This window comes from Paenibacillus sp. J2R1T-4 (genome assembly GCF_059692235.1).
Genome location: NZ_JCAUBA010000002.1, coordinates 320,434 through 345,874, shown reverse-complemented (window position 1 = coordinate 345,874; position 25,441 = coordinate 320,434). Strand labels below are relative to the sequence as shown.

26 protein-coding genes are annotated in these 25,441 nt (G+C 41.3%); 1 reads left to right on the top strand and 25 read right to left on the bottom strand.

Annotated features, from left to right (window positions below; all coding sequences use genetic code 11):
• Position 1 precedes the first annotated feature (1 nt).
• From AC58QD_RS05205 to AC58QD_RS05175, 7 genes are all read right to left on the bottom strand, one after another.
• The gene (locus AC58QD_RS05205; RefSeq protein WP_497330734.1) at positions 2-865 is read right to left on the bottom strand and encodes a carbohydrate ABC transporter permease; all 864 of its coding nucleotides are present in this window, start codon (positions 863-865) and stop codon (positions 2-4) included.
• A gap of 31 nt (positions 866-896) precedes the next feature.
• Positions 897-1,907: an ABC transporter permease gene (locus AC58QD_RS05200; RefSeq protein WP_497330732.1), complete on the bottom strand. Its 1,011-nt coding sequence runs from the start codon at positions 1,905-1,907 to the stop codon at positions 897-899.
• 221 nt (positions 1,908-2,128) lie between these two features.
• Positions 2,129-4,348 (bottom strand): AraC family transcriptional regulator, encoded by a 2,220-nt coding sequence (locus AC58QD_RS05195; RefSeq protein ID WP_497330730.1) that lies wholly within the window; start codon positions 4,346-4,348, stop codon positions 2,129-2,131.
• A 111-nt stretch (positions 4,349-4,459) separates the two neighbouring features.
• Complete coding sequence (locus AC58QD_RS05190) at positions 4,460-5,362, bottom strand: aldo/keto reductase (RefSeq protein WP_497330728.1); 903 nt, start codon at positions 5,360-5,362, stop codon at positions 4,460-4,462.
• Between the two features lie 32 nt (positions 5,363-5,394).
• The gene (locus AC58QD_RS05185) at positions 5,395-7,173 is read right to left on the bottom strand and encodes a hypothetical protein (RefSeq protein WP_497330726.1); all 1,779 of its coding nucleotides are present in this window, start codon (positions 7,171-7,173) and stop codon (positions 5,395-5,397) included.
• Positions 7,174-7,255: 82 nt separating this feature from the next.
• Entirely contained in the window at positions 7,256-9,181 is a 1,926-nt protein-coding gene (locus tag AC58QD_RS05180; RefSeq protein ID WP_497330724.1) for a DUF8034 domain-containing protein, read from the bottom strand.
• A gap of 46 nt (positions 9,182-9,227) precedes the next feature.
• Positions 9,228-9,914 carry a phytanoyl-CoA dioxygenase family protein gene (locus tag AC58QD_RS05175; RefSeq protein WP_497330722.1) on the bottom strand — a complete coding sequence of 229 codons (687 nt, stop codon included), beginning with the start codon at positions 9,912-9,914 and terminating at the stop codon, positions 9,228-9,230.
• A gap of 217 nt (positions 9,915-10,131) precedes the next feature.
• On the opposite strand from AC58QD_RS05175, the gene AC58QD_RS05170 reads away from it, so the two are divergent.
• The gene (locus tag AC58QD_RS05170; protein WP_497330720.1) at positions 10,132-11,034 is read left to right on the top strand and encodes a helix-turn-helix transcriptional regulator; all 903 of its coding nucleotides are present in this window, start codon (positions 10,132-10,134) and stop codon (positions 11,032-11,034) included.
• 68 nt (positions 11,035-11,102) lie between these two features.
• Here the strand turns inward: AC58QD_RS05170 and AC58QD_RS05165 are convergent, their stop codons facing one another.
• From AC58QD_RS05165 to AC58QD_RS05080, 18 genes are all read right to left on the bottom strand, one after another.
• Positions 11,103-11,936 (bottom strand): phytanoyl-CoA dioxygenase family protein, encoded by an 834-nt coding sequence (locus tag AC58QD_RS05165; protein ID WP_497330718.1) that lies wholly within the window; start codon positions 11,934-11,936, stop codon positions 11,103-11,105.
• 781 nt (positions 11,937-12,717) lie between these two features.
• Positions 12,718-13,335, bottom strand: a complete 618-nt coding sequence (locus AC58QD_RS05160; RefSeq protein ID WP_497330716.1) for a DNA-3-methyladenine glycosylase family protein — start codon at positions 13,333-13,335, stop codon at positions 12,718-12,720.
• 350 nt (positions 13,336-13,685) lie between these two features.
• A complete protein-coding gene (locus AC58QD_RS05155; protein ID WP_497330714.1) occupies positions 13,686-14,222 on the bottom strand; it encodes a hypothetical protein in 537 nt (178 codons plus the stop codon).
• A gap of 39 nt (positions 14,223-14,261) precedes the next feature.
• Positions 14,262-14,720, bottom strand: a complete 459-nt coding sequence (locus AC58QD_RS05150; protein WP_497330712.1) for a hypothetical protein — start codon at positions 14,718-14,720, stop codon at positions 14,262-14,264.
• A 124-nt stretch (positions 14,721-14,844) separates the two neighbouring features.
• Positions 14,845-15,324 (bottom strand): NUDIX domain-containing protein, encoded by a 480-nt coding sequence (locus AC58QD_RS05145; RefSeq protein WP_497330710.1) that lies wholly within the window; start codon positions 15,322-15,324, stop codon positions 14,845-14,847.
• A gap of 18 nt (positions 15,325-15,342) precedes the next feature.
• Positions 15,343-15,888 (bottom strand): GrpB family protein, encoded by a 546-nt coding sequence (locus AC58QD_RS05140; RefSeq protein WP_497330708.1) that lies wholly within the window; start codon positions 15,886-15,888, stop codon positions 15,343-15,345.
• A gap of 90 nt (positions 15,889-15,978) precedes the next feature.
• The gene (locus AC58QD_RS05135) at positions 15,979-16,560 is read right to left on the bottom strand and encodes a hypothetical protein (protein ID WP_497330706.1); all 582 of its coding nucleotides are present in this window, start codon (positions 16,558-16,560) and stop codon (positions 15,979-15,981) included.
• Positions 16,561-16,588: 28 nt separating this feature from the next.
• On the bottom strand, positions 16,589-17,044 hold the full coding sequence (locus AC58QD_RS05130; protein ID WP_497330704.1) for a GNAT family N-acetyltransferase: 456 nt from the start codon (positions 17,042-17,044) through the stop codon (positions 16,589-16,591).
• Between the two features lie 18 nt (positions 17,045-17,062).
• On the bottom strand, positions 17,063-17,623 hold the full coding sequence (locus tag AC58QD_RS05125; RefSeq protein ID WP_497330702.1) for an AAA family ATPase: 561 nt from the start codon (positions 17,621-17,623) through the stop codon (positions 17,063-17,065).
• A 65-nt stretch (positions 17,624-17,688) separates the two neighbouring features.
• Positions 17,689-18,189: a DUF6933 domain-containing protein gene (locus AC58QD_RS05120; protein ID WP_497330700.1), complete on the bottom strand. Its 501-nt coding sequence runs from the start codon at positions 18,187-18,189 to the stop codon at positions 17,689-17,691.
• Between the two features lie 109 nt (positions 18,190-18,298).
• On the bottom strand, positions 18,299-19,237 hold the full coding sequence (locus AC58QD_RS05115; protein ID WP_497330698.1) for a hypothetical protein: 939 nt from the start codon (positions 19,235-19,237) through the stop codon (positions 18,299-18,301).
• Between the two features lie 34 nt (positions 19,238-19,271).
• A complete protein-coding gene (locus AC58QD_RS05110) occupies positions 19,272-19,760 on the bottom strand; it encodes a GNAT family N-acetyltransferase (protein ID WP_497330696.1) in 489 nt (162 codons plus the stop codon).
• 29 nt (positions 19,761-19,789) lie between these two features.
• A complete protein-coding gene (locus tag AC58QD_RS05105; protein ID WP_497330694.1) occupies positions 19,790-20,761 on the bottom strand; it encodes a phosphotransferase enzyme family protein in 972 nt (323 codons plus the stop codon).
• Between the two features lie 353 nt (positions 20,762-21,114).
• Positions 21,115-21,693 (bottom strand): hypothetical protein, encoded by a 579-nt coding sequence (locus AC58QD_RS05100; protein ID WP_497330692.1) that lies wholly within the window; start codon positions 21,691-21,693, stop codon positions 21,115-21,117.
• Positions 21,694-21,917: 224 nt separating this feature from the next.
• Complete coding sequence (locus AC58QD_RS05095) at positions 21,918-22,307, bottom strand: RDD family protein (RefSeq protein WP_497330690.1); 390 nt, start codon at positions 22,305-22,307, stop codon at positions 21,918-21,920.
• 223 nt (positions 22,308-22,530) lie between these two features.
• Positions 22,531-23,061: a hypothetical protein gene (locus tag AC58QD_RS05090; RefSeq protein WP_497330688.1), complete on the bottom strand. Its 531-nt coding sequence runs from the start codon at positions 23,059-23,061 to the stop codon at positions 22,531-22,533.
• Positions 23,062-23,817: 756 nt separating this feature from the next.
• Entirely contained in the window at positions 23,818-24,537 is a 720-nt protein-coding gene (locus tag AC58QD_RS05085; protein WP_497330686.1) for a hypothetical protein, read from the bottom strand.
• A 216-nt stretch (positions 24,538-24,753) separates the two neighbouring features.
• Positions 24,754-25,182: a hypothetical protein gene (locus AC58QD_RS05080; protein WP_497330684.1), complete on the bottom strand. Its 429-nt coding sequence runs from the start codon at positions 25,180-25,182 to the stop codon at positions 24,754-24,756.
• Between the last annotated feature and the right edge of the window lie 259 nt (positions 25,183-25,441).

Here is a 25,441-nt window from a genome sequence, read left to right as displayed (position 1 = left end):
CTTAGCCTTTGACCGACCCAACCAAAATTCCTTTGGTGAAATACTTCTGCAGGAAAGGATATACCATCAATATAGGCATTGTAGTAAATACCAGCACAGCCGCCTTGAGCGATTCCTTTGGAGGTGCAGCCGTACTCATTAAAGCGGAGGTAATCATACTATCATCCTGTGTGACGATCAGACGCCTCAAGTAAATCTGTAAAACGATCTGTTTTTGACCTTGCGTATAAAGCAGAGCATCGAACCAGGCGTTCCAATGATATACCGCACAAAACAGCGTCATCGTAGCAATAATGGGAAGTGATACCGGTAATACAATCCCGACAAATATGCGGATGTCATTGGCACCGTCAATTCTTGCTGATTCCTCAATTTCCTCCGATAACTCCATAAAAAAATTACGGATAATGATTAACCAGAACGTATTTATTAAGCAAGGGAATATTAATGCCCACCGCGAATCAAGAAGACCTAAATTCTGAATAAGTAAATACGTGGGAAGCAGTCCGCCGCTGAAAAACATCGTAACAATAATGAACATCGTATAAAACTTTCGATGCGGCAGCCCTTTCTTCGATAGAGCATAGGCCGCAGCCGACATAATGGACACCATCATAATCGTGCCGACTACCGTCCGGAAAACAGAGTTACCAAGAGCGGTCCAGATTTCTTTTGTTTTGAACAGTTCTTCGTAGGATGAGGTCGAGAAATTTTTCGGAATTAAGCTGACCCCTAATCGGGGCGCATCAGCGCTAAGTGATAATGTAACCTGGTGCAAAAACGGATATAGCATTGTGATACACATTAACGAGAGCCCAAGCACCAAGAAAACTTGAAATGCTTTTTCGGGCTGAGTCATTTTCATACCCTTGGTTCCCCCTCTCCGCTGTCATGAATCATACTAGCCCCTCTTGTCCGGAACGCTTCACAATATAGTTCGTGAACAGGACGAGTGCAAAAGCAATGACGTTTTTGAACAGACCCACTGCTGTTGCGAAGCTGAACTGCATCTGCTCGAGACCAATCCGATATACATAGGTGTCAAGAATATCTGCGACTCTATAGGTGGCTGGTGTATACATATTAAGTACCTGATCGAAGCCGGCATCCAGGATATGACCGATACGTAAGATGAACATGATCGATATCACCGGAATTAGGGATGGTAATGTTATATATAGCAGTTGCTTGAACCGACTGGCTCCATCTACAACAGCAGCCTCATACATTTGCGGGTTAATACCGGCTAGTGCTGCTAAGTAAATAATCGCACCCCATCCAATTTCCTTCCAAATAGCCGACATGACCAACGTGAACCGAAAATATTGCGCCTTCCCGACAAAGTAAATCGGTTCGACACCGAACCACCCAATGATCATGTTGACAATACCGCTTGAAGGGGAAAGGACGGTGAACATAAATCCCGCCACAACAACCCAAGATAAAAAGTGCGGTAAATATGAAAGCGTTTGCGCAATTCGCTTAAAAATTTCCATCCGCACCTCGTTTAGTAACAACGCAAGTACAATGGGTGCCGGGAATCCGAATATCAAATGGTAAAAGCTAAGTACCAGTGTGTTGCGAATAATCAGATGAAAATCCTGTGCTCCATTGATCATCGAGGAGAAATGCTTGAGCCCGACCCAGGGGCTGCCATTAATCCCTTTGCTTATGACAAAATCTTTGAATGCGAGTTGAATGCCATAAAGCGGACCATAGGCAAAGATTACATACCAGATTAATGCCGGGAGCAGAAGAATAAACATATATTTGAAACGCTTATATGATTTCCAAGTTCTGCGCCAATATGATGGTTCTTTGGTTAGCATGTTGCCGTTGTTCAGGAGCATGGATCGTTCTGTTGAGGCTGCTGAGTCTGATGACCCGGTTGTCGAGACTGGCTGCATCTAATCTTCATCCTTTCCACAATGATGTTTGTTTGTTCTTAACACTAAATGTAGTTCAAGACTGCAGAACCGTCTATTTCATTTCTCTCGAAATCGTTTCGTTTATTTCTTGTTACCGCTTTCAATATTATCGAATCGAAAATTTTATAAAAAACAACAACCCGGGTCACAACAAAATGTGAATCGGGTTGTAAGGATGAACATGAGCTTGGTTGGATGGATCACTTGGCCATACTTTCCTGCATCTTCCCGGAACCGCGGTACTGCAACGGGGTAATGCCGAACTTAGCCTTAAACTTGGTACAGAAATATTGTGAATTGCGGTAACCTACAGCTGTGGCGATTTCGGCTACTGCAAGCTTCCTTTCTGTAACAAGGATAAAGGCTGCCTGCTCCAGACGAATCCGATTCAAATATTCGGTAAACGATTCGCCAGAAATCGAACCGAACAAAGTCGAAACATAATTCGGGGAAAGATTCACTTTTCCAGCCAACTCTTCAAGCGAGAGATCTTCCGCCATATGCTCTACAATAAAGGACTTTAAGTGGCTGATTTTCTCAAGATGAGCATCATTCCGACTCTCATTAATGTACTTCGCGATTCCTATAGCTTGTTCTTTGAGTACGTTCAGTGTTTCGTCCAGTGTGGGCTGTTTGATTCTTTCGTGGAAGCCGAATACCGGGAACATATCATGCAACTTTTGTTCAATCACGACTTGTGACAACACGGTAGCTAATCGCAAGCTGATGAGTTCAATCGTCTCGACACTGAGCAGCTCAGACTTCAAGGTATCGCTTAATTCATCGATCCATAACTCTGCTTCGCATACGTTTCCTGCCTGCACCTTATGCTGCAATAGTTCGTAACCGACATGGGGCAGAAGCAACGTTTCTCGACAAACCGAGATATCCTCGTACAGAATGATCGCTTCCCTGCCGCGGACATACGAATATCTGTAGGCTTGCATGGCCTCCTGATAGGAATGATGAATCGCTTCAACTGAATCAACAACACTCCCGATGCCTGCTCCAAAAGTAACGGTACCCAACGATAGTCGCATTGCCTCAAGTGTTCTCATTATGTCAGCAGAAGTCTCAACGGAATGATCATATATGAATACGAGTAAGGCTAGCTCTGTTGCACTCAGGCTGATAAGTTCAGCGGTAAGCTCAGGATGATCCCCGATTATCCGCGAAAGACTTTCATTCCCTTCTGGTGTCGTCACGATGTACGCGACTGCATACCGGCACTCCAACGGGATGGCTGGCAGATTACCAGAGCCCGCAGCTGTCTGCTGGCCTGTGATCAACCCCGTAATCTGTTTCAATCGAACCTCATCCTTCATCTGGAGCATGCTCAAATCAATGAACTTGAGCATTTGATTGATGGTCGCGTACTCATGCCCTCCAGTGATCGGCGGAGGGCCTGTATAGAGATTGCGGATCGAATATAGCAGTTTTTTGAGCGGCATATAGAAATGTCGAGACATCACGAAGGAAACTATAATACCGCCGAGCAGAGCCATCAAACAAGCCGTCCACACTTGACGTTTCATTTTATCTGCAGATAGCAGAAAAGAATCCAGTGGCCTGACAATGGCATAGTTCCATCGGTTCAATGAGTCGCTTTTAGGCAGGACGGAGATCACACTGTTCTCATACCGTGACAATGCTTCCGTTTCTTTTTCATTCACAGAACGTGTCATCGCACTTTGAACCGCAGCCACTTCCTCCTCCTTGACGTTATCCCCCCCAACCATCATCCGACCATACTCATCAAACATATACAGATGAGATTGCGGATAATTCAGCACGTTTCGCACCATTGAATTCAAATGACTCAAGCTGATGTCGAGATACAAAAAACCGGTCGCATTGGCAGGCGATGAATAGTATGGGAGCGGGAATACATAAGTCATGACCTGATGACCTTGAGAATCCGGCTTCTCGCGCATAAACCAATGATTGGGACGGGTGTTAGGAAGGTTTCGGATAAAATCGGCATCCATGGAATTATTCGGAGATTCATAGTAGCGATTATGATCCATGGCATAACCGCCCTTGTGCATATATACGGTAATGCCGTCAAGCCCTGGGGTCATATCCTTGATTAATCCGAGATCTGTAATGAAACGAACGATCCGCGAAACGTTGCCTTGTGCTGGATGCTCGAGCAAATATTTGATTTCCTCGTTACTATCTTTATTGACGGTCATAAGCACCTTATTGAAGAAAGCGTCTTCATAAAAACGAAGAAAATTGTTCTCCACAAGATCTTTTACATTTAACAACCCGTATCTGGATTCCTTCGAAACCTCACTGGTCATCATCCGATTCGCATTGGTCAACAAGTACCCCCCTGTAATGCTGATTAGCACGAGCGCCAGTACAGTATAGGAAAGCACCAACCGAAAATAATAACTGCTTCTCCATTTCATCATCACCGAAGACCTCACCCACCCTTCGTTGAATTGCACACTTCTTGGGTTCTTCCCTACTATATTCTGTATAGAAGTGTTCACTTGCAATTATGAAATATAACCAGATTCCCGTTATGGCATAACTTCCCCGCGGAACAATGACAACACTTGTCTCAATGCTTCTGGTTCGAGCCCCTTTCCATCGCAATACGATACGTTTCTCGTTAGTTCCTGTACGCTTGTTGTCCCTGTCAGAGTCACCGCGATATCGGGGCAGCCCAGACAGAAACGCATGGCAGGTTCGATTAGACCGCCGACCCCAGGCTGACGCAAGAAAGCGAGCTCCGCTTTACGGCGCTCTGCTTCCCTTAGGTTAGCTTCATATTTCAACATGAAAGGTGCTGGATGATCGGCTAACACCCCCATTGCCAGCGGACTCCCGTGAATGACGCCAACCCCGTGCTGCTGTGTATGAGGGAACAGGATATCAGCCGCTGTATGATCGATCAAAGTATATTTGCCGAATGTCTGAACCGTATCTACGAGTCCTTCCTGTACAAACGGCAGCAGCATCCCGACCCGGCCTGCATTAACTCCGATCGCGCGAACCTTACCCTGTTCTTGAAGCTTACGAAAAGCGGGGATCGTCTCGTTTATGGCCATTTCCGCACCGCATGTTTCCAACTCGTGCAGTTGAATCAGGTCAATCCAGTCGGTCTGCAATCGCCTAAGACTTTCCTCCACCGATTGTATGGTGTTCTCGTAAGAGTAAGATTCCCCGCGCATTACAGCTTTTGTTGCCAACACAACCTGATCGCGACGACCGCGCAGCGCCAGACCTAACCTGCGTTCACTCTCCCCGCGCCCATACAAAGGTGCCGTATCAAAGAAGTTCACACCGAGATCGATAGCTGCATGGACCACCTCCACAACCTCTCTGTCATTCGTTTCTCCAAAATCACCGCCAAGCGGTGCACCGCCGAGTCCGAGCTTGGATACCCGCCAGCCTGTTCTGCCAAGCTGTGTATACTCCATCTTGAGATCCCCCCATTATCCTCAAGTCTACATTAATATTCCTCCAACCGCGTTTTCCAGGTTAATTCGTCTCCAGCCTGTATTGAACCGGATACGACAAGCGATAAATTAGTCGACACACCAGATACGGATTGTAAGGAACGTGCCAGTGACAAATTATTCTCATTCGCATAAACCGCTTCGGGCGTACTTATCCTATTGTCGCATGCGTCGCATGCAATTTCATACCTCTTTCCCGCAAAGGAAAGCTTCCAACCCTGCTCTGTCCGGCGTTCAATTCTCGTACTATTAAGACCATCCGTAAGCAAAAGAGGTAAAATATGCTCACAAGAGGCAAAATCCTTTTTAACTGTCAATTTGTACGACCATTCGATACCAGAACCAATCAGTTGAATCGTTTTGCTGCAAATGAGGTGCTCGTTCTGTGCAGTCATCTCGATTCCGTTGTCGAGCCACTGTACTTCCGGATTCGTTGTCATATCGGGAAAATAGGCAGTTCCTTCCGAATCACGCAGCAAGAAGCCTTCCCATGCCCCTAGATCATAACCCTGCTGAAAAAGCCCCGTCGCTAAACATTTCACATTTAACTTCGGTTCGGCGAGCGGTGTCTTACTCCCATTGATGCGATAATGAAAACCGCAAAGGGCCGGACTGTATTTACCAAGATGCATACGCAGACTGCAAGCAAAAAAGTCATCCTGGTTGCGAATGAAGGCGTATCCACTGCGTTTATCCACGTATTGATTGCGCACAGGCAGCTTGCTCCGGTCATTCGTACGTTCCATCTGCAGATTGAGGCGGATAATCCGCTCCGCAACCGAAATCCCTGTCATACCAAGGATGCCATAACAACTTACTAATGTATACCATTCGTATCCGACACGCAGCTCGTGAGGCAAAAAGTTGGGTGTCATGCTGTAAGTGCCATCTTCTTTTTTATAAGGGAGCCATGACTGGAACGCTTTGGCGAATAACCCTTCGTCTCCCATACCCGCATAAGCCTGATACGTTACGAATGAACCCCATGTGAACATTTGATGCCGACTACGCTCCATCATTGCAAAAGTGCCATCAAATGATGTTGCGTGATTGAGCCATTGCTGCCCTTTCTCGATCAGCGTTTCCAGCCTTGTTCGGATCGCCGACTGTTCAGGTGACCAATCCTCGATAGCGGACATTACACTGGTCAATATAAACATAATGAAAGCAGAGTAGGAAATAGGCATGCCGTCGTGTTCGCTGAACGTAACTTGATCATTGAAATCAAATGAATCGTTTAAAAACCCATCGCTTTCCCGTTCTTCTATCAATTCCATTAATTGCGCCATGAACGCTTGATTGGCAGGACGGTACCCAAGCTGATCAAGGAATAACTCGTTACCTAGCTGTAGAGCAGCACAGTTCAGATTGATAGTGCCGCAATCCTGCGGTTCTCCATGTAAGAAATCATTTGCAAATTCAGCCTTGTGCTGATTGCGAACGTCCTTCGGCAGCATCAGCAGCGCCATCATACCGAAATGGTAAATAAACATTCGGGTGAAAGGAGCAGCATTCTGGTCTTTCAAACGTACTGTCGAACGCCGGATCAACTGCAGCGCAGTTTCGCGCATTTCCTCGTTTCCGCTAAAGCTGTAGCCGCCTGCGAATATAACGGCAGCTGTGCCTGACGTATAATTCTCACTGTATATAGTATCCCACCGATCTTCAATCGCTCCCGTTTCTCCATCTATCCAAGCAGAGATCGTCTTCATGTAGTCGATCAGAACCGTTTGCATTTGTTGATGTATGGCTTCCCGTTCCCTTGTGAACATGATTGATTTTCTCCCTTGTAACACGTTTTATTTATTGGTTATCTAGAGCTAATCAAGAGGTGCACACATTCCCACTGTCGAGTTATTCTAGCTCTCTTCCTTGCAACACACTAGGTGAGCTGCTCGCTTCGCTCCATGGTGTTTCGTAGGTTGGCCGATTCACATACCGCTTCATGCCCAAGCGCAACCGAACCGCCGCCCCAACGTCCATTTGGACAAGCAACCACTTGCCCTGTATGTGCATGGATTCCATCAATTCCCCATCTTCCGTCAGTTTCTCCGCATATAGGAATTCGTGTTCCCCGAACGTTCCTGCTTGAATGATCAGTTCTCTTCCATCAAAAAGACTAGTGTTAACCAATTGCAGGGTGACGGAATCCGCCGCCAAGGTTTCCACAAGCGCAGCAACTGATTCCGGCAGTCCTGGCCGCTTCGTCAACGCATCAAAATAACGTACTCGTGCATGCTGCAAACCGCCGTGATAAACGTGCATCGGAGCACCCATTGTCAGTTGCGCCAGCCCTTCGATCATCACCGGCGTCAGCTCTTGCCACTGATGGATAGTCATCGATGCCTGAGATAAAGCGGTCTTCTCCGGGGCGAATTCCTCGGAGCGAATCTTCTCAAGCTGCGCCTGTACCAATTCATAGTTCGTCCGCAGTATGTCGACCGGATAGTTTGGATCCTTACCGCGTATATAACGGAACCATTGAGCGGTATTGCCGTTGTAGCCCATATGTCCGCCATTGGTCTTCTGTCCGTAACTGCGATGCCTCGGATCTATCTGGTCGAAGTGGACCGACGACCAACCTCGCTCTGCCCGCGCGGCATCCGCCTCGTCCATCGTGATATTCCACAAATATATGCCATACATCGGATGTGGAATTCGGTAGTCACGCCACCCATCATCGTAGTGACGGTTCGGCACGAGGTACTGGTCACCTTCCTGTTTGCCGAGCGACCACAACAGGTCGATTTGGGATCGGGCCAGCTCCAAGTGTGAGTAATCACCGGTCATTAGCACAGCATTGCTGCCTGCAATGATCGTCGGCTCCAATATTGTTAGTGCCCCGTGAGGCCAACGCCAGCCATAATAACCGCCCCACCATTTGCCGTCGTTGTATTCGCCGATCTCACCGGATAATCCGATATTATCCGGTACGATGCCGCCATTGCGCTCCATTCGCTCCTTCCAAGCTGCCAAATAATCCAGGACCCAGCTCTGATAGGAATCATCCGATGTATATAAGTAAGCATGTGTGATCAAGCTGGTTGCGCACAAATTAAGCGGAACATCACCTCGTGCTTGTCTTTCGTTGACTCTACTTAAGATTTCCTTATACACCTCATCGTCCGACCAGGGGCAAACATTACCATTCCCGTCTACGCCAGGAATATCTTCGAATGGCGGCAAATATTCGTCCAAAATTTCGCGATGTGTCTCCCAATCCTCCGCGGTCTGATTAAAACGCGGTCCCTTACTGCCAGTAATCGGAGAACGAATGAGCTTCTTTTCCTTGTCGTAATTCGGCACATCCGGGTTATCCCCGCCATAGAACCCGGCGAACTTGATTGCCCGCTGCCTGTCTTTGAGCACATGGGGATCGGCCAAGCCGAAGAAATAGAAAAACAGATACCCTTCTCCGTGATGCATCCAATCGTAATAAGCGTCGAATTCGTTGTGAATTTGCCCATACTCGGTCCACTGCCATGTAATCGCTTCCCAGATTTCACGTGAAACGCGGTATACCTCTTCACTTCCCCCGAGCGCATAGAGCAGCGGGAAGTTCATGAAGCCCTCATAAGGATCATCTGATCCGTCCATCCCTGGCCAGCGATCCCGCCAGATCAGAGTTCGGTCATTGCGGGTGTAGCGGGCAACGAATTCCATCGCTGCTCGATTCATCGTATCCAACAACCGGCGCTCGAGGATCGCCCACTCTGGGGGCTGGCATTTTTCAGTAGCCTTAATAACACTCATTGGTTTGATTAATGCCTGATTGTCCACTAGCAGCTTCCCTCCTATATCACTATTATCCTTTATGGGGACAGGCTTAGATAGCAAAAGCTGCGCTAGCCCAAGCATAAGCGGGGTCTTCCTGTGTTCCGTCTTTATAGGTAGATATTAATGCCACGCGGTCCTTGCCAGAACGATTCGGATATGAAGAATGAAAGAGCAGATCATGGAAAATAATTGCCGTTCCGCGCGAGGCGGGTAAATCTATAATTTGAGACTGATCGATAGTATCCTCTTTCAATCGGCTTGAGAAGCCATTTCCATCGCTATCTCCTTCACCGTGATGAAGCGCTCCCTTTAAATGGGATCCCGGCAAAATCTTCAAACAGCCATTATCCGGTGTGGCGTCATCCAGAGCAATCCATACCGAATATTTATGGCTGCCCTTCCAATATGGATAATCCTGATGCCACGGCGAACCGAAATCGACCTTTGAATCCTTAAAGACTACTTTATCACTCAGAAAAATAACCTGATCTCCAACAATTTTTTTTAGGGCAACCGTTAATTCAGGCTTCGCTGCCGCTTGTTTGAACATGGAGCTAGCGGCTGCCATGCCTACGTAAACACCGTGTTTCACGGCTGCTTCACCCTTCTCTTGTTTCACCTGTTCCAGCACTCGTGCCACTTCTTCCTTCAGCTCTTGGACTTCATCTAATGTAAACAGGTTTTCCAATATGACGTAACCTTTTTCTGAGAATTCCTTTTCCAGTTCGTTGCTCATAGTTAATTCCACCTTTATCTCTCATTTGATATACCCTTGCATCCAGCAGCAGACAAGCTTGACTATTGCTGAATTTCTGTCCATGTTATACAATTCCGAAAAGAAGGAAAATGAAACCTACTGCAATTACTTCAGATGTTATCACAAATTAACAACAAGATATTTGGTGGAGATCGATGATAAGTTATCCCTTTCCGACATGGAGGTAGGCCTCGAAATGTATAATCACCCCAAGCCGAGAAACTTTGAGTTTGTTGAAATCTTACCAAATGTGCATTGGGCTCAAATTCAGCATGCTTACCGCAATCCCGGACAATTTCGGGCTATTTATGATTTTGAATTGATTTACTTGTTTCAGGGCGAACTGCATATCCATTTCACCCACGAAGCCGATCGAATTCATGCCGGGGCTGGTGACTTGTTGCTTCTTCCTTCAGCGATCCGGCATCGAATTGAAATCATAACGGAACCTAACACCCTTTTAATGGGGATTCATTTTGATTTCTTCAACGAGCTCTCTACCTTGGCTGAACAAGATATCACCGTTCAAGACAACAAAGTGTATCCAGAGCGGTTCTGCTCCATGCCAGTAACCGAGGCGGGAAATCCGGCTTTTAGTCTCCATTATCAAGGCATTCCTTATGAAATGGTAGAATGGATGGAACGGATCGTGATGGAGCATTCGAGGGGTAATCCTGGCTCTGATATGGCGTGCAGGGGACTTATGCTGTTAATCCTTACGTTCTTATGGAGGTTTCATTCGAAGTCCAATCGCCCCAATCTTCATTCCGAATACCGCGAGATGATGCACAATTTAGCATTGGAAATTGAAGGAAGCCCGGGTGATCCCTGGCCTAATGCTGCAATGGCAAGCCGCTGCAATGTGAGCGAGGATCATTTCATCCGCTTGTTCAAAGATATTATCGGGATGAGTCCGCACAAATATCTTCAATTTATAAGACACCGTGAAGCCAAAAAACTGCTTCGTGAAACCGCAATGAAAATCGAACTGATCGGCCGTAAGCTGGGTTATGAGGATCTTCATAATTTCAGCAAGGTATTTAAAAAATGGCAAGGTATTTCCCCCCGAGCATATCGTAAGCTCAGTATTATGCATTAATGCAGAGGAATGTAAAAAGGAGCTCGCTTTTATGCTAAGCCCCTAGGTCATGTCCATATCGATTGTACTCAATCACTCGAATAAACAAGCGGATTCAATGGACTGATTGCTCGGTCCCCTGCTTGCAAGCCGGGAAACCATCTCTTCAAGTCCGCTCTTCTTGCGTTGCTGTCCGGCTCCAACAGTGAGCTACCATCTGCATAATAAATGACGGTCATAACTTCTCTCATAAGCTCTGTTGGATTCCCAGGTGCGCTGTGTAAGGTCCACCCGTAATGGAATGTCGCGTCGCCGGCGTTCATCCCCCCATAATTCACTTGAGGAAATTGCTGATGATCGATATATTGCTGAAGTGTCCGATGCGATTCATCGGAGATCTCGAGTTTGTTAATATAACCTTTCTTGTGAGAGCCTGAGGCGAAGGTCATGGATCCAACGTCTTGCGGGATGTTGACTAAAGGCATCCACATCGTAATCGTATTCGTTGTATCCAGCGGCCAATAAATCTGATCCTGATGCCAAGGCGTATGTCCACCCCCAGGCTCTTTGAACAAAGCCTGATCATGATAGATGCGCACACCGCTCACGCCCATTAGTTCTGCCGCAAGCTTAGCGAAACGGCGAGCTAGCACAAAACGGCGAACATTTTCATGTGACTCCCAAATGTTCGAGATTTGTATGAACGCTTTTCCATACGTATCCCTTTCATTCAGTGGTTTGTTCTGGGTATTCAATTGCTTCACTGCTTGTGTGATAGGTGTCCGATAATCTTCCACTTCACTTGGTGAAGCAACATGACGCAATAGAATATGGCCGTCCCTCTGGAAACTCTTTACCTGCACCGCCTCTACTTGGTACTCCCCTGTGATTTCAGGAATTTCTTGTACATTTCCGTTCTCCATCCTTGTTACACCTCCACTTGATTACGTCTTATCCTAATTAATCTATCACATTTATCACGAAATAGATTTATACGATAACGAGATGAACTTGGATTTTTCCGATCTTTTGTCGGTCTCGCTGATCCCATTTAGTTCAATTCAACTTCATATTGTAAGCATGCTTTGTTCGAAGAAATGTCCATATCTGTAGTAAAGTAATCAAAATAATAAAAATCATAAATATAACAGCAAAAGAAATACTGATCGTCTGGATCCCTATAAATATATAATTAACTACTGTTAACAATATTGAAACTAGGATTATTAATATTCCTATTCCGGTTACAAACTTATATTTATTTCCTATAAACATAAGCATTCCATTTATTGTAATAATGCATAAAACTACAAAGATTAAATAACTCAATGACATATATCCAATATGCAACAACCCATCGTCCGTTACATTCAATAAATTAAATGTTAGAAAATTCAAAAACAGTAGAGAAAGAAACATTGGAATTGCCAAATTAAATAATGTCACAAACATGATAAATCCTTCGTTTCTTTGCTCCTTCTTATCAACCCTTGTCTTTTTTCTTGATTGCATAATAAATGTATAGACTAAAAAAACTAAACCAATCATCGTTGCGCTTGTTCCAACTAAAGTTGTTAATAATGAAGTTAATGTCGAGATTTGTTCTGGTTTCATATCGATTGTTAAATTCCCTTCATTAAGATTGAATTACAATTAATCGCAGGCACCGTTCAATCAATCTGTCCTAACGTTTCAAGCCCAACCTTAGTCAAATGAAATTTCCCACAAATAGATTGAGGCAACTGAACCTAGAGGCGAATACCTAAGGCGGTATTGTTCGAACTGCTCTTTCGTAAGGGTACTAAGACCATACAGTTTCATCATTCCGCGACGAATGGCGATATCGCCCCAACTGACTACGTCACGACGCTCCATAGAATTGATTAGCAACATTTCGGCCGTCCATTTGCCAACTCCATCTAACGTCATCAGCTTCTTGATAACCTCTGCATCTGACAAGTCATGGAGCTCATTCATATCAAAAGCACCTTGCGTAATGGATTGGGCAATATTTTGAATGCTTCCAGCCTTTTTCATCGTCAATCCGCATTTTTGAATATCTTCGGCAGTCTGCATCGCCATATTCTGCGGAGAAATTTCTCCAAATTGATTCTGCATTCTTGCCCAAATGGTATGGGTAGCCTTAACCGAGATAAGCTGGCCTACAATGGCATAGACAAGTGCGGCGAACAGGTCAGGAATGATGGCACGCTCAACTTTACCGATTCGGGCCATCGCTGTCCCAAGTATGGAATCCACGCTACTAAGGTAATCTATTTCATCTTGTCCGTAGTCAAAATACTTTGTTTTAACGTTCCCCAAGCGACGCGCCCCTTGTATACAGTAATAATCAATCTCTTGAAAATTTGAACGCTAGAGAAATAGAGCGGATTTTCCGCTTTAGAGCAACGCCAAGCACCGTTTTTCGAGCTGTAGAGCGGAAATTCCGCTTTAGAGCATATCTAAACAACGTCTCTCGAGCTGTAGGGCGGATTTTCCGCTTTATTCTCTACTTTGGTAATTCATTGGTTAACCACTTGTATTAAATATACCTCACCTAGCTTCATATGTACGGATAATCGAATATAAAAGCAAGATAGTGAAAGCCTAGTTCGTTTAGACTCCATAAATTATAACTGCCAGACCACTAAATACATTATTCGAAGCAAAAGTTACTTCAAGGGATTTTTTCTAAAATACATTTCTCTTAGTTCTGGATGAACTGTATTTCCAATCAGTTTCTTCCCTGAAACAAATGTAATCTCATATACTTGATAATTTTGTTTGCTAGGATCAAATCTTTCAGAGTTTAAATCTTTTTCGTCTATAAATCTTTGATCTATTATACATTCAGCTTTCATTAATCGTTTTTTTAATTTACTTAATTCTAATTTCCTTCTTAAAAGAGAAAAGATACCAGCCTCTTTCCATAGATCTAATCCATTCCCTGACGATATATGCTCAATTGCTTTATATTTTATTTCTTCCAGTAATTCCTTAGATTCGATTAAAGAAGCGGCTAAACCTATATAGAATAAGGGTTCTAAATCAGGTCCGAAATCCTCGTCATTAATAATATTACTATACAATCTCTTTAATCTTGAAACTGATTGATTAACAGAAACGCCCTCATCCTTGAATTGTTTGTAGTAATCTTTAATATCAAGTGTAAAATCATCCTCGAATATCCCGAAGCCCCAAGTTCCCATATATTAACCCTCTTTGTTCTAAAAAATAAAATTCAACTTTCAAAATATATTTTTCATTAAAATTCTTTTGTTTATTATATTCATAAGTTTAGAATGATCTATTTGTTGTTCTCCTTTGTAGTGCCTTGAAAATTCTTGAAGGATTGATAACTCCTCGGGAATAGGATGTTCATACCAATAGATCCCTTTCTCATCTACATGACAATGTGTAAAATACCCAGAAGAACTCACATAATCGATCAAATAAATGTTGCACCATTCGTCTTTTGAATACCCCAAAGAAACCCACTCAATCAATGATTTTGGAATTCCGGCAATTACACCAATAATCCCTTCATTTTCATTCGAATATGGATTTATTAAATTACTTTTCACTGTCACAATATCACCTAATGAAAACTTTGACTCGTTATCCGTCCAATTGGAGACGTATGTCCATCCCACATTGCTCAAAAGTGTTCTACATAAGTTACCCTTGATGTCATATTCCCATTTCATCTCTTCTTCCCAAGGTTCCATTGAATTTAGTAAATATGAACGGATAATTATTCTTCTAGTACCGTACATGAATTCTGTTGGCTTTAATTCACTAATTTGATTTACAAAATGTTCTGCTCTAAAACTATTTCCTTGAATAACTTTCTAACATGTAGTCATTAATCAGTTCTACTGTCGTTCTATTCCCTAGATAGTTTTTAATATAACTTTGAATTCTTGGGTATAAAATGATGGTATCTAGTTCATTTAAATGTATCCATCTTACTCCAGATTGTGTCTCATCAGGGCGATCGGGTAATCTTGGGTGTGATTCTTCTTTTAGGGTACATTCAAAAATAATATTTAAAGAGTGTTTGGTAGTATCATATTCTCCGGATTGTTTGTGAGGGGCGCATTCATATACAAAAGCAATTGACCCCACATTAATCTGTGCCTGCGTCTCCTCAAACACTTCACGTTTTACGCCTTCTTCCAACGTTTCACCTGGTTCTGCACCGCCACCCGGTAAATTGTAATGTAGACCTGCTTCGTCACTATATTCAACCAATAACACATGTTCATCACGAAGTATAAGCGCAGTTGGCCTAACTCGAATATGATACATTCAACACCTCACCCAATTTTATATGTCACTACTCTCAGGTTTCCACCCAACTTCTTGACTCCATTTACTAGCTTTCTTCATGATCTCCCAAATAATTGGTTCTTTTGCCTCAACATATTTATCTCGTTCATTTCTATATAAATTCGCTAATTCATACTTCGATTCGGAGTATCTCACACAATCCTCAGAGTGATTTCTTAAATAATCTCTAAATAATAAAGCAAACTGTTCAGACCAGCTCCCATACTCCCTAACATGAATATGCGTTCTTCTATTGCCCGGTGTTTCCCTAAAATAACTCTTAGTTCGATCTGGATTTCCAGCTCTATGGATGAAACCAATTTGTTCAAACAGTGGTTTATACATATTTATAGATTCAAGTGACTTTACAGATACTTGAATATCAATTATTGGCTTAGCAGCTAATTCCTGTACTGATGTCGAACCGATATGATCTATTCTAATGGCTGTAATATCCAACGCTTCTCTAATCAAGCTCCCAATACTAATAAATTCTTTTTTCCAATCTACATTATAGGGCACTACAATTATTGGCTCAGACATCCTGCACACCCTTTTATAGAAAATTCATATCGCTGGTTTCATAATAATGTTTCTGCATTCCTAGTGACCTTGCCTATACAATAACTACGACTATGCTGGTAAAAATATATTTAATATTTTATTTAAAGATTTCCATTGCTCTTTATTATAAGCTCCTACTAAAATCCCTTGTCCAAGATCTGAGTAATAAAATCTACGCTTGTCCCCATATCGCTCCAACAATTCAGAGAATATCTTAAATAAATCCAGATCCAACCAATCATCATTCGCTAACAAATCATAATTGTAAGCCTCACCGTTGACCTGAAAAGATATCCAAACTTCATTGTTTTCTATGTCCACATAATCAGAAATTTCATTAATTATTATTTCACCATTCAATAATTCGGCTATTCTGTTGATTATCAAAGCGTAATCCCCATGATCTTCAATACACTCTCTATCAAAATGCCATATATCATTACTTGGATACGAAAAAGAACCATCACTCAACACAAGCTCTGATCCCATAGAAATACAAAGTAATAAATATGGCTTTTCTTCATATTCTTTTCTTTCAAAATCTGTAATGACTTGGTTAAGATTAACCCCTTCTATTAATTTGATCCCAATGTTTTTAAGACTATTGTATTGTTCTTCAATTGTGAGTTTCTTCCTGAACCAATTAAACAATGGCGTGCTCCTTTACCCTACTTACAAATTATGATTTATAAAAGTAATATCGAAACTCACTGTCCATTTCAAAATCTTGCTTCTCCCAGAATCTCCATGCATTTGTGTTGCTATGCTCTACTGAGAGTTCAATGCCTTTTGCTTTGGTCATTACAGAAAACACTCTCACTTCTTGTATTAGCTGCTTTCCCAAGCCCTTATTCCGATAATTTTCTAAAATAAAAAAATCGTTAAGAACCCATACTCGTTGTAAGCTCAATGAAGAAAATATCGGATAAAGATGGGCAAACCCTACAAGATGATCACATTCCTGCACAATGAATAGAACAGATTCTCTATATTCAAATCTTTCAAATAAGAATCTTTCAACTTCTGCTGGGTTTTTCTCTTGTTTAAAATATTCACGATATGTGTCAAAGATTGGAACAATATTGGGTAGATCGTGAATGGTAGCTTGTCTAATCGTTAATTTGTTATTGATCACTTCTCTCCCTCGCGATCCCTATAATTGAAACTTTTCCTTAATGATTGTTGCGACCTCTTCCGGACTAACCTCCGTATTATTGATTCTAATATAGTTTTCCTTCTTAATTTCTCCAGCATAAGAGTTTAATCTGTACTTCTCCATTGTGCTTCTTAAATCGCGTTCAGAACGCTCAATATTTCTTTTTGTGGGTTTATGATTTAATCTGTGCGGGCTTTTGTTACGCTCAAGTCTTTCTTCTATATCTGCTTCAAGTTCTACAAAATAAACCACTCCACCCCTGGATTCAAAAACTCCACTAATTCTATTGACATAATCCCAGTCAGCTTGCAGGTCTAGCGCCCATACATAAGTAAAGATCAATCCTTCTAGATTGCTCTTGGATACTTCTTCGAAAATTTCCTGGCGGAATAAATTAACTAATCTTTTCCCTGGTTCTGAGCCATAGCTAAAAAAAGGAGAAACCAATTCAATAGTCATGTGATTATGAAAAAGTTTCAATTCCGTTATTTTTTCTAGTTCGTGTCCTACCGTCATCTTACCAACTGCTTGCGGTCCAAATATGATAATAAATTTCATACATCCTCCTTTTGAAACTTAATTAATTTTCTTACATCGAACGAGAAAAAAAGCAAACAATGGGTTCAGAGACCAAGAGCCTTTTTCATTAAACGGTCCGGAAAGTTTTTCAACTTCACTAAGGGAGAATGATTATTTAATTTATTCAGTTCGATGATATTCATTTCTTCTTGTAATGGCATATAGTTTTCAATTAGGTATTCAGACATTTTTACCATATCTATCATTGATCCCATCACACTGCGATCATATGTCTTGGTAAACTTTATCTTATCGATTTCATTTATATAATTGGTTATTAAAGAATCCGGAATTCCCTCTGCACTCAGGTTCTCGATAAGTGATTTAATAAATAATTGGTTAAAATTTTTAAAATGTTCCTTTTTTATTCCAAATAATATGAAACAATATCTGGTCTGATTATTCATAATAATTAAGTTATTTTTTTTGCCCATCCGAAACACGTTAGCATGCCACTTATAAAACTCAGAATTTGTTTCATTATCTTGTTCTTCAGTAAAAGAGCTTAGTTCAAATAGCTTCTTAGTGCATGATATTGTGATCATAGTTATTTTACCTTCTTTTAATTTATCTCGTCTAAGGACCTTGTAATACCGAACCTACAGATCCGCCTCTTCATTATATCAGCGATTGTCATAACGTCTCTTTTTTTCATTAAAGAAATAATCGATCTAATCCTATTGCACTAATCAGCATTCGTTCTTTGGTATTCCCTAACATTTGTTGAGACCAATCCACAAAACCTCCATCACCAATATGATGAATTTTACCATTAATAGATGTAACTACCGTGAATTGGAGCCCTTTATAATACTGGTTATCTACTCGCGTCGAGTTAACGGAAGTAACTACATCAGGCAGCCGCTCATTGAGGTTGTTAACCAGCCTGCTAACTAATCCCTCAGCATCTTTGTATCCCTGACGAATGCTGAAGACAACTTCAAGATCGGATTGAAACAAGGCTGAGAAAATATGTTTGTACAGCGAAATATGCTCAATTATTGCTTGTTGCTCAAAAGTATAGGAGCCTTTATCTTTGCCAGAAGCAACTAGACAGAATACGCTAAAATGCGAAAGCATTCCAGGGCCGCTTTTGAATTTCTGAGCTCTGACATGCCTATGTGTGGTGCTGAACCGTATCAAGTCTCTATCATGATTCAATTTACCCGTTTTGATAGAATCACAGATTTGCAGGGCTAGTAGATTCGTAGCGTCAGCCACTACTTCCGTACCTCTCAAGGCTGAGATGATTTTATTCTGATCTGAAGTGGCCACTATAGAGCAGGACCCCATTGGTGCAACCGGTGATAGCTGTACAGGTGAATATTGATGTCCTTGTGCAATGCGGAGCAGATCGAGCTCCAATTGCTTTAATGCTATAACATCAACAATGGCTGGTTGCGCGAAACGATTATCTCTATATCTTCTCAACAAGTCGCTGGGCGAAGAATGTTGAGCTTTTTTCCGAAATACTTCGAGCAATAGAGTATTCAGATCTGCTCCTGAAAGACGTTCACTTAATAAGTCCACTATTTGGTCAGAGCCTAATTCCCGAAGTATTCGATTCAAATCTCCCCTATTTTCTGTCTGCAACTGACTCACCTCCCGTTTAATCAAAGAGTGCTGATCATATTTGCACAATCATGGTTAGTGATGTCCCTGCCATGCCCACCTCTTTAAATCCAAACCGTCGATATAAGTTGATAGCTGGATTGTTGGGGTCTACACTAAGAGAAATGGTCTTTAACTCTTTCACCTTCATCTGCTCCAAAAGCGTCCTCATCAGCGCTGTACCTATCCCTTTCCCCCTGTAATCTGCTAGCACAGCCATTCCTAACTCCGGCGTTTCCTCATTAACAAAACCGTATCCCTTGTTTGCTTCACTGAATAATCGGATCGTGATCGAGCCTATGGACTGGTCATCATTACTAATTGCTATGTAACCAACATCTCCTGGACGGCCCCACTCTTCCAAGTATTTAGATAGGGACGGCTGTTTAATTACATCTCTGCTCAATGGCTGCTGACCTTCCGAAACATATAAGGATTCATACAACATCTCCCATAGAAATGGCAGATACTGATCAGTAACCGGTCTAATTGAATAAAATAGCATGTATCGCTCCTTTGGTATAACCTGTTTTATCAAGTAAAGAGAAAAGGTTCTTCAGAGATGAATTTCTGACAGTAGTAGGATGTTACCTTAGGTATTTCATTTGACAGCCACTTGTACTCATTGGGATTGACGGAATGAAAGGCGAACCCCCTAATGATCTGCCATAAAAAGAAAGCCTCCAATGTTCTAATATTTACAGAGGGTAGTGAACGTCTTTGTTTATAGGCTTCAACAAAAAGATGACAGTTATTAGGAGATAAATGAAGGAGGGATTCTGCGACATCGAACAAAAAGTAGCCAAACCCGCAGCAAGAAAAATCAATGGGATGAACCTTGCCTGCGTTCACAACATAATTACTCTCATGCAGGTCGGAATGAATTAAGCCCCATGTTTCGCTTGAAATATCAAGTTTGCTCGTCTCACAAATTATACGATGGATGGTAGTCTCGATGATTTCGTAATGACTCTGAGTAATAATGTTCTCTGTAAGCAGCAGCGCTAGTTTATCAAGGGTCGCCAATAAAGATTCCGAATCATATAATGGTCTTTCGAATCCTTCAGGTCGTTTCCATTGCCTGGAATGAATGTGTAGTGTCGCCATAGCTTCTGCTAATTGTGTCACTTCCAGAGAATTCGGCTGTCTATTCAGGATCTCACCATCAACCCAACGAAACAAGGTTGCGATCAAGCTCCCTATTCCGTTAATACTGACCGTAGTTATCAGGTCTCCCCCCTTGTTTCTAACAGGTTCAGGCACTATCAGATCTGTATCTCTACATAAGGACTCAAGCCATAAAAGCTCAGATTCTATCATGCAGATTTGCTGACGCTCCGGATGGATTTTCAGAAGATATTTATCATTCGTTGTAATGACTTGAAAAGTAACGGTATCCCGCTGACCTAAATACTCCAACTCCAAGGGCGCAACACCATACTGTTGTAGAACCTCGATTGTAGATTCACTATAATTGTGCATCTGGATTGATTCATGATTCACCATTTGTACCCGCCCGTCTTAGCTTTCTAAAATTTCAATGTATAGGTTCACTTTAAAGGGAGGATACGAATCACTCAAGAGAGTAAATGATTATAGTCCAACTTTCCAAATATCTTCCATTGCTTTTCTTCTAAATAAACATTCATGATCTACTGCTAACAAACCCAGCATGAAATTCATCAGCAAGTTTAACCGTACTCTTAACATCCAATACTGCTAGTAACATGGTGGTGGTAGAGAAAAATCGTATCCAAAAATACTTAGAATCATGTAACGTAAAGCTCGGCACCGTCATTTCAGATGTGTTTGGTGTATCGGGACGCAATTTATGATGTTTCTGCCTTCTTCGAATCAACCTATAGTTGCCTCATACTCTCTACTAAAAAAATATCATCAGAATCATCAACACTAATCTTAGTCCCTTCAACAATAATCTCATATTGCTTATTTACTACAGGAATTCCAAAACTGTCTCCACCAATTATTCTTATTATTTCATTATTTGACGTTCTAAATACTGCTAAGTAATGAGACCCTCTCTTCTTATTTTGAATTTCCAAATGAACAATCTCTCCTCGAAGTTTCCTTCTATTATCATTAACATGTTCTTTGATTTTTTGTTCTGTCCATTTCTTATCTAGTTCAATCGTTGTAAGTTCGTTTTTCTCCATGTACTCCCAATCATCGGAATGTGGGAATATACCTTCTGCTTCTCGGTAGTATTCAATCTCTTCTATACCAATATTATCAAGTTCATATTCTGAATCGTGTTCAGAAATTATGCGAATATTCTTATGTCCACACTTTTCTGAGTGGTATGAGATAAACTTAAACGTATCAATAATATTAAAATTCCCCCAACCCCAAGCCTGTCTGGTCAGGAATCCACCTCTTCTTTGACAATTATTACAAAAGAAATAGTAATATGTAGACATCTTCTATGTCCTTTCGGATTTATTAAGTTTTGCAGTAATTTCACCTAACGTTGTTGTATTCATGAACCCTCACTGGATTAAGGCCGAGGGCAGGCCGCGATGGCGGTTAGGTGGTGCAGGGTTGTCTATTCCGCTTCCTCGAAAAGCCGCTGCAGACCAAGGGACCGTCAGGTACCACCGCGAGAATACGGTGTTAGGAGAAGTTAATGCCCTCTTCGAATCAGCTAAGATAGTTTATTTACATTAGTCTTTGCAATAATATCTCCTAGTCTTCTACGCATTAGAACAAGTACTAATAGTTCAATAGGCCAAAATAATATTGTAATATTCCTTATTATTAAGCGTAATGTTCCTGGTACAATATTTTTGTTATCTTTGTCTGTTACTCTTAGTCCAAATAATTTCTTACCTATGCTTCTTCCTCTGAAAATATCCTTCAGTAAATAATAAATCATTCCAAATCCTAGTATTGTGTTAAAGGTTTCAAATGGTTTCATTAAATTAGACTCTGTAGGATTAATAAATGAATCCAAGTTGATGCTGAAAAAAATTATTCCAAATATCAAAGATCCCACGATATGATCAATCAATATTGCAAGCAATCTCTGCTGCATTAACTTTGCCCTCATCTCATATTATTTGCATTAATTTCACCTAACGAAGTTGTATTCACCCTCACTGACTTAAGGCCGAGGGCCGGCCGCGACGCGGTTAGCTAGTGCAGGATTGTCTGCCTGAATCACATCCCGAAATGCCTCGGGCAGACCAAGGTCGGCGTAGTCGGCCACACTGTGAATACGGTGTTATCTGATGCATTTGCCCTCGTTGAGTTATCTGCTAGAAATGAAGTGGAATTATCTTGTATAGTTTTGTCCATTCGTTAGTGTATTTATCATCTGTTAATAGGATAAAAAGATTATATACAACTGGAACTATACAAAGTATCAAAATACTTCTAAGAATTCTTGTGATAAAGAGATTTCTTGAGATTTTTACAAGAACAATGAAAAACACAATTGTTGAAATAATTCTTAAGATCATCCAAATAACATCCAAAACAATTGAAGAATTAGCAGTAAAATAATCATTAAAATATATGAACATAATATTTGCGATTTCAATTAGAATAACTACAATGTATATTGGCAATCCAGAGTAAACAATGGTCGTACGAGCTGCAAGTCTTACTCCCAAATATAAAAAAGCTCCTTTAATGTAATATCCAATGGTACCAACAAAAATCCCCATAATTAACATCATAATCCATAACATTATCCAATTTTTAAAGCTATCAGCATATCCTTCAATTCTAAAATACGTTGATTCAACGATCGAAATACTCAATGATATTCCCGATATCGAGATCACGAGAAATTCTCTTCGATTATTTTAAATTATTTCTTTATTGATCCAATCAATTAATTGGTGTAATAGAATCATATATTTTTTTCCTTTCATTGCGGATGTTTCGGATAACATTGGTGTGTATTCACGACGCCCCACCACCTTAAGTCCCGAAGGGACGACCGCGATGCGGTTAGGTGGTGCGGGTGTGTCCGCCTGATTCCACCTCTCCGAGATGCTTCGGGCGGACCGAGGGCCAAATGGCCCGAAGCGTGAATATGGTGTTATCCGATGCCTCCGACTTCCCGAGTTACTTTCAAATCGCCCTTAAAGCTGCCCTTAAAATCAGATCTCTAAAATCATTATCTATAGAAAGTCCATTATCAGATCCCTTAAATCAAGCCCTTAATTGGGATTGTATCCCAAATCAATAACAAAAGCACTATACTAGTCCAAGCATTTAGAATTTATCTCAAATATGCTATACGTGAGGGGATGATGGACAAGATGCTAAGATCATCTCACATCATTTTCTGCCAATACTTAACGGCTGCCAACTATAATATTGGCAGCCGTTTCTGTTAAACGATCCTTTTCACTTGCTCAATATTCAATGCTCTTCCCTCTGCTCTTCATGGACTCGGAGGTTTCACATAACGTTCTTGCATTCACGAACCCTCACTGGCTTAAGCCGCGTAGCGGCGGGTCGTCAGACTTAGCCAGTGCGGGGTTGTCCACTGAATACGCTCCCGAAATTGCTTCTTCGCGGACCGAGGGGCGTTAGCCCCGATATGTGAATGCGGTGTTATCAGAAGTATTTGCCTTCATCGAGATCCGCTCGAAATCATTAGTTAAGCTGTTAATTGTTTCTCGGTAATCAAGTCTTCTCGTTTTTTCGGTTGAATTCAACAATTCCTCATAGAAAATTAGTGCTTCTTGATATCTTGTTGTCTCTAGGCATATTCGCTTATGTTTACTCAGTAAGTGAACTAACCAAAGAACATAAAGGATAAACAAAGTAAAACCACCGTAAATAAGGCCATCCTTATAATTGACAGTATACGAAAACATAGTTGTATTTTTTTGCAAAAACAACTTATCATCTACATATATACCAATTCCGTATATTAGTAGTGGAATAGGAGACAAAAATTTATAAATATCAATTCTCTTATCAATTATCAATTTAAAGGATTCTCCTCTTGCAATGCTTTGTTTAAATCCTGCAATTGGAAATCTGTAGTACTCTTTAATATTCTGAATGTGACCAGTGATATCAAGAAACCTCTTATAACTTACATATGTTTTCATACTTGAAACAATTAAGAAAATTAGTATTATCCAATAGTAATCCCAAATATAATCAGTGAAATTTATTGGTAGTAATAAATTCCCTGAATATAATAATATTACTATTAGTATTATTGAACCAAGCATTGATTCTAGCGAACGTTTAAATGCGAATTCCTTATTATACTTGTTATTGTCTTTAATCTTCATTTGAATCCCTCTCAACTTTCTGCAAATATTTCTGATAACGTTGTTGTATTCTCGAACCCTCACTGGCTTAAGGCCCAAAGGGCCGGCCGCAACGCGGTTAGTCAGTGCAGGGTTGTCTGCTGAATCCACTTCCTCGAAATGCCTCAGGCAGACCAAGGTCGGCGCAGCCGGCCGAAGCGTGAATAAGGTGTTATCTGAAGTGCGTTACTACTTGAACTACTCTACAAAAATCCATTTTTCTTTGTAAAATTTTCCTTTCCCTGTTAAGCTATCTTCCATATTGGTTACTAAATCAACGGAACGATACCATGCTGTATAAAATTTATTTCCAATTCGATATTGAATTTCATAAACGGAATTATATGCTTCTATTTCAATTCCAAATGGTGTTTGATAGTTGCCTTCAATTTTATTGGCAGATAGTATTACTCCATTTCTTGAATGAATCATATCTTGAATGGTTTGTTTTCGAGTTTCTTCTTTATTGAAAATTATAAGTATTGATGTTAGGAAGCATATAGCTATTGTGATAGTACAAATTCTAACAACTATTATTTTATTGTTTCTAAAATTAATAGATAATGCTATTCCAGATAGTAGACTGAATAAAAGAATAAACAGACAGATTGCTTCTAATGGACTCATACTTTCACCTAGTATTTCATTTGAATTAAGTAGATAACAGCATTTCATATAACGTTTCCGTGTTCACGACGTCCCACCGACTTAAGCGAACGAATGTGAGCGGCCGCGATGCGGTTAGTCGGTGCGGATGTGTCCGCAGAATCTGCTTCCTTGCTACTGAAATTCCGCTTCGAATCAACTTCTAACTTCTGGCGGACCGAGGGGGCGAAGTCCCCCGATGCGTGAACATATTGTTATATGATGCCAGCGGCTTCTCTGA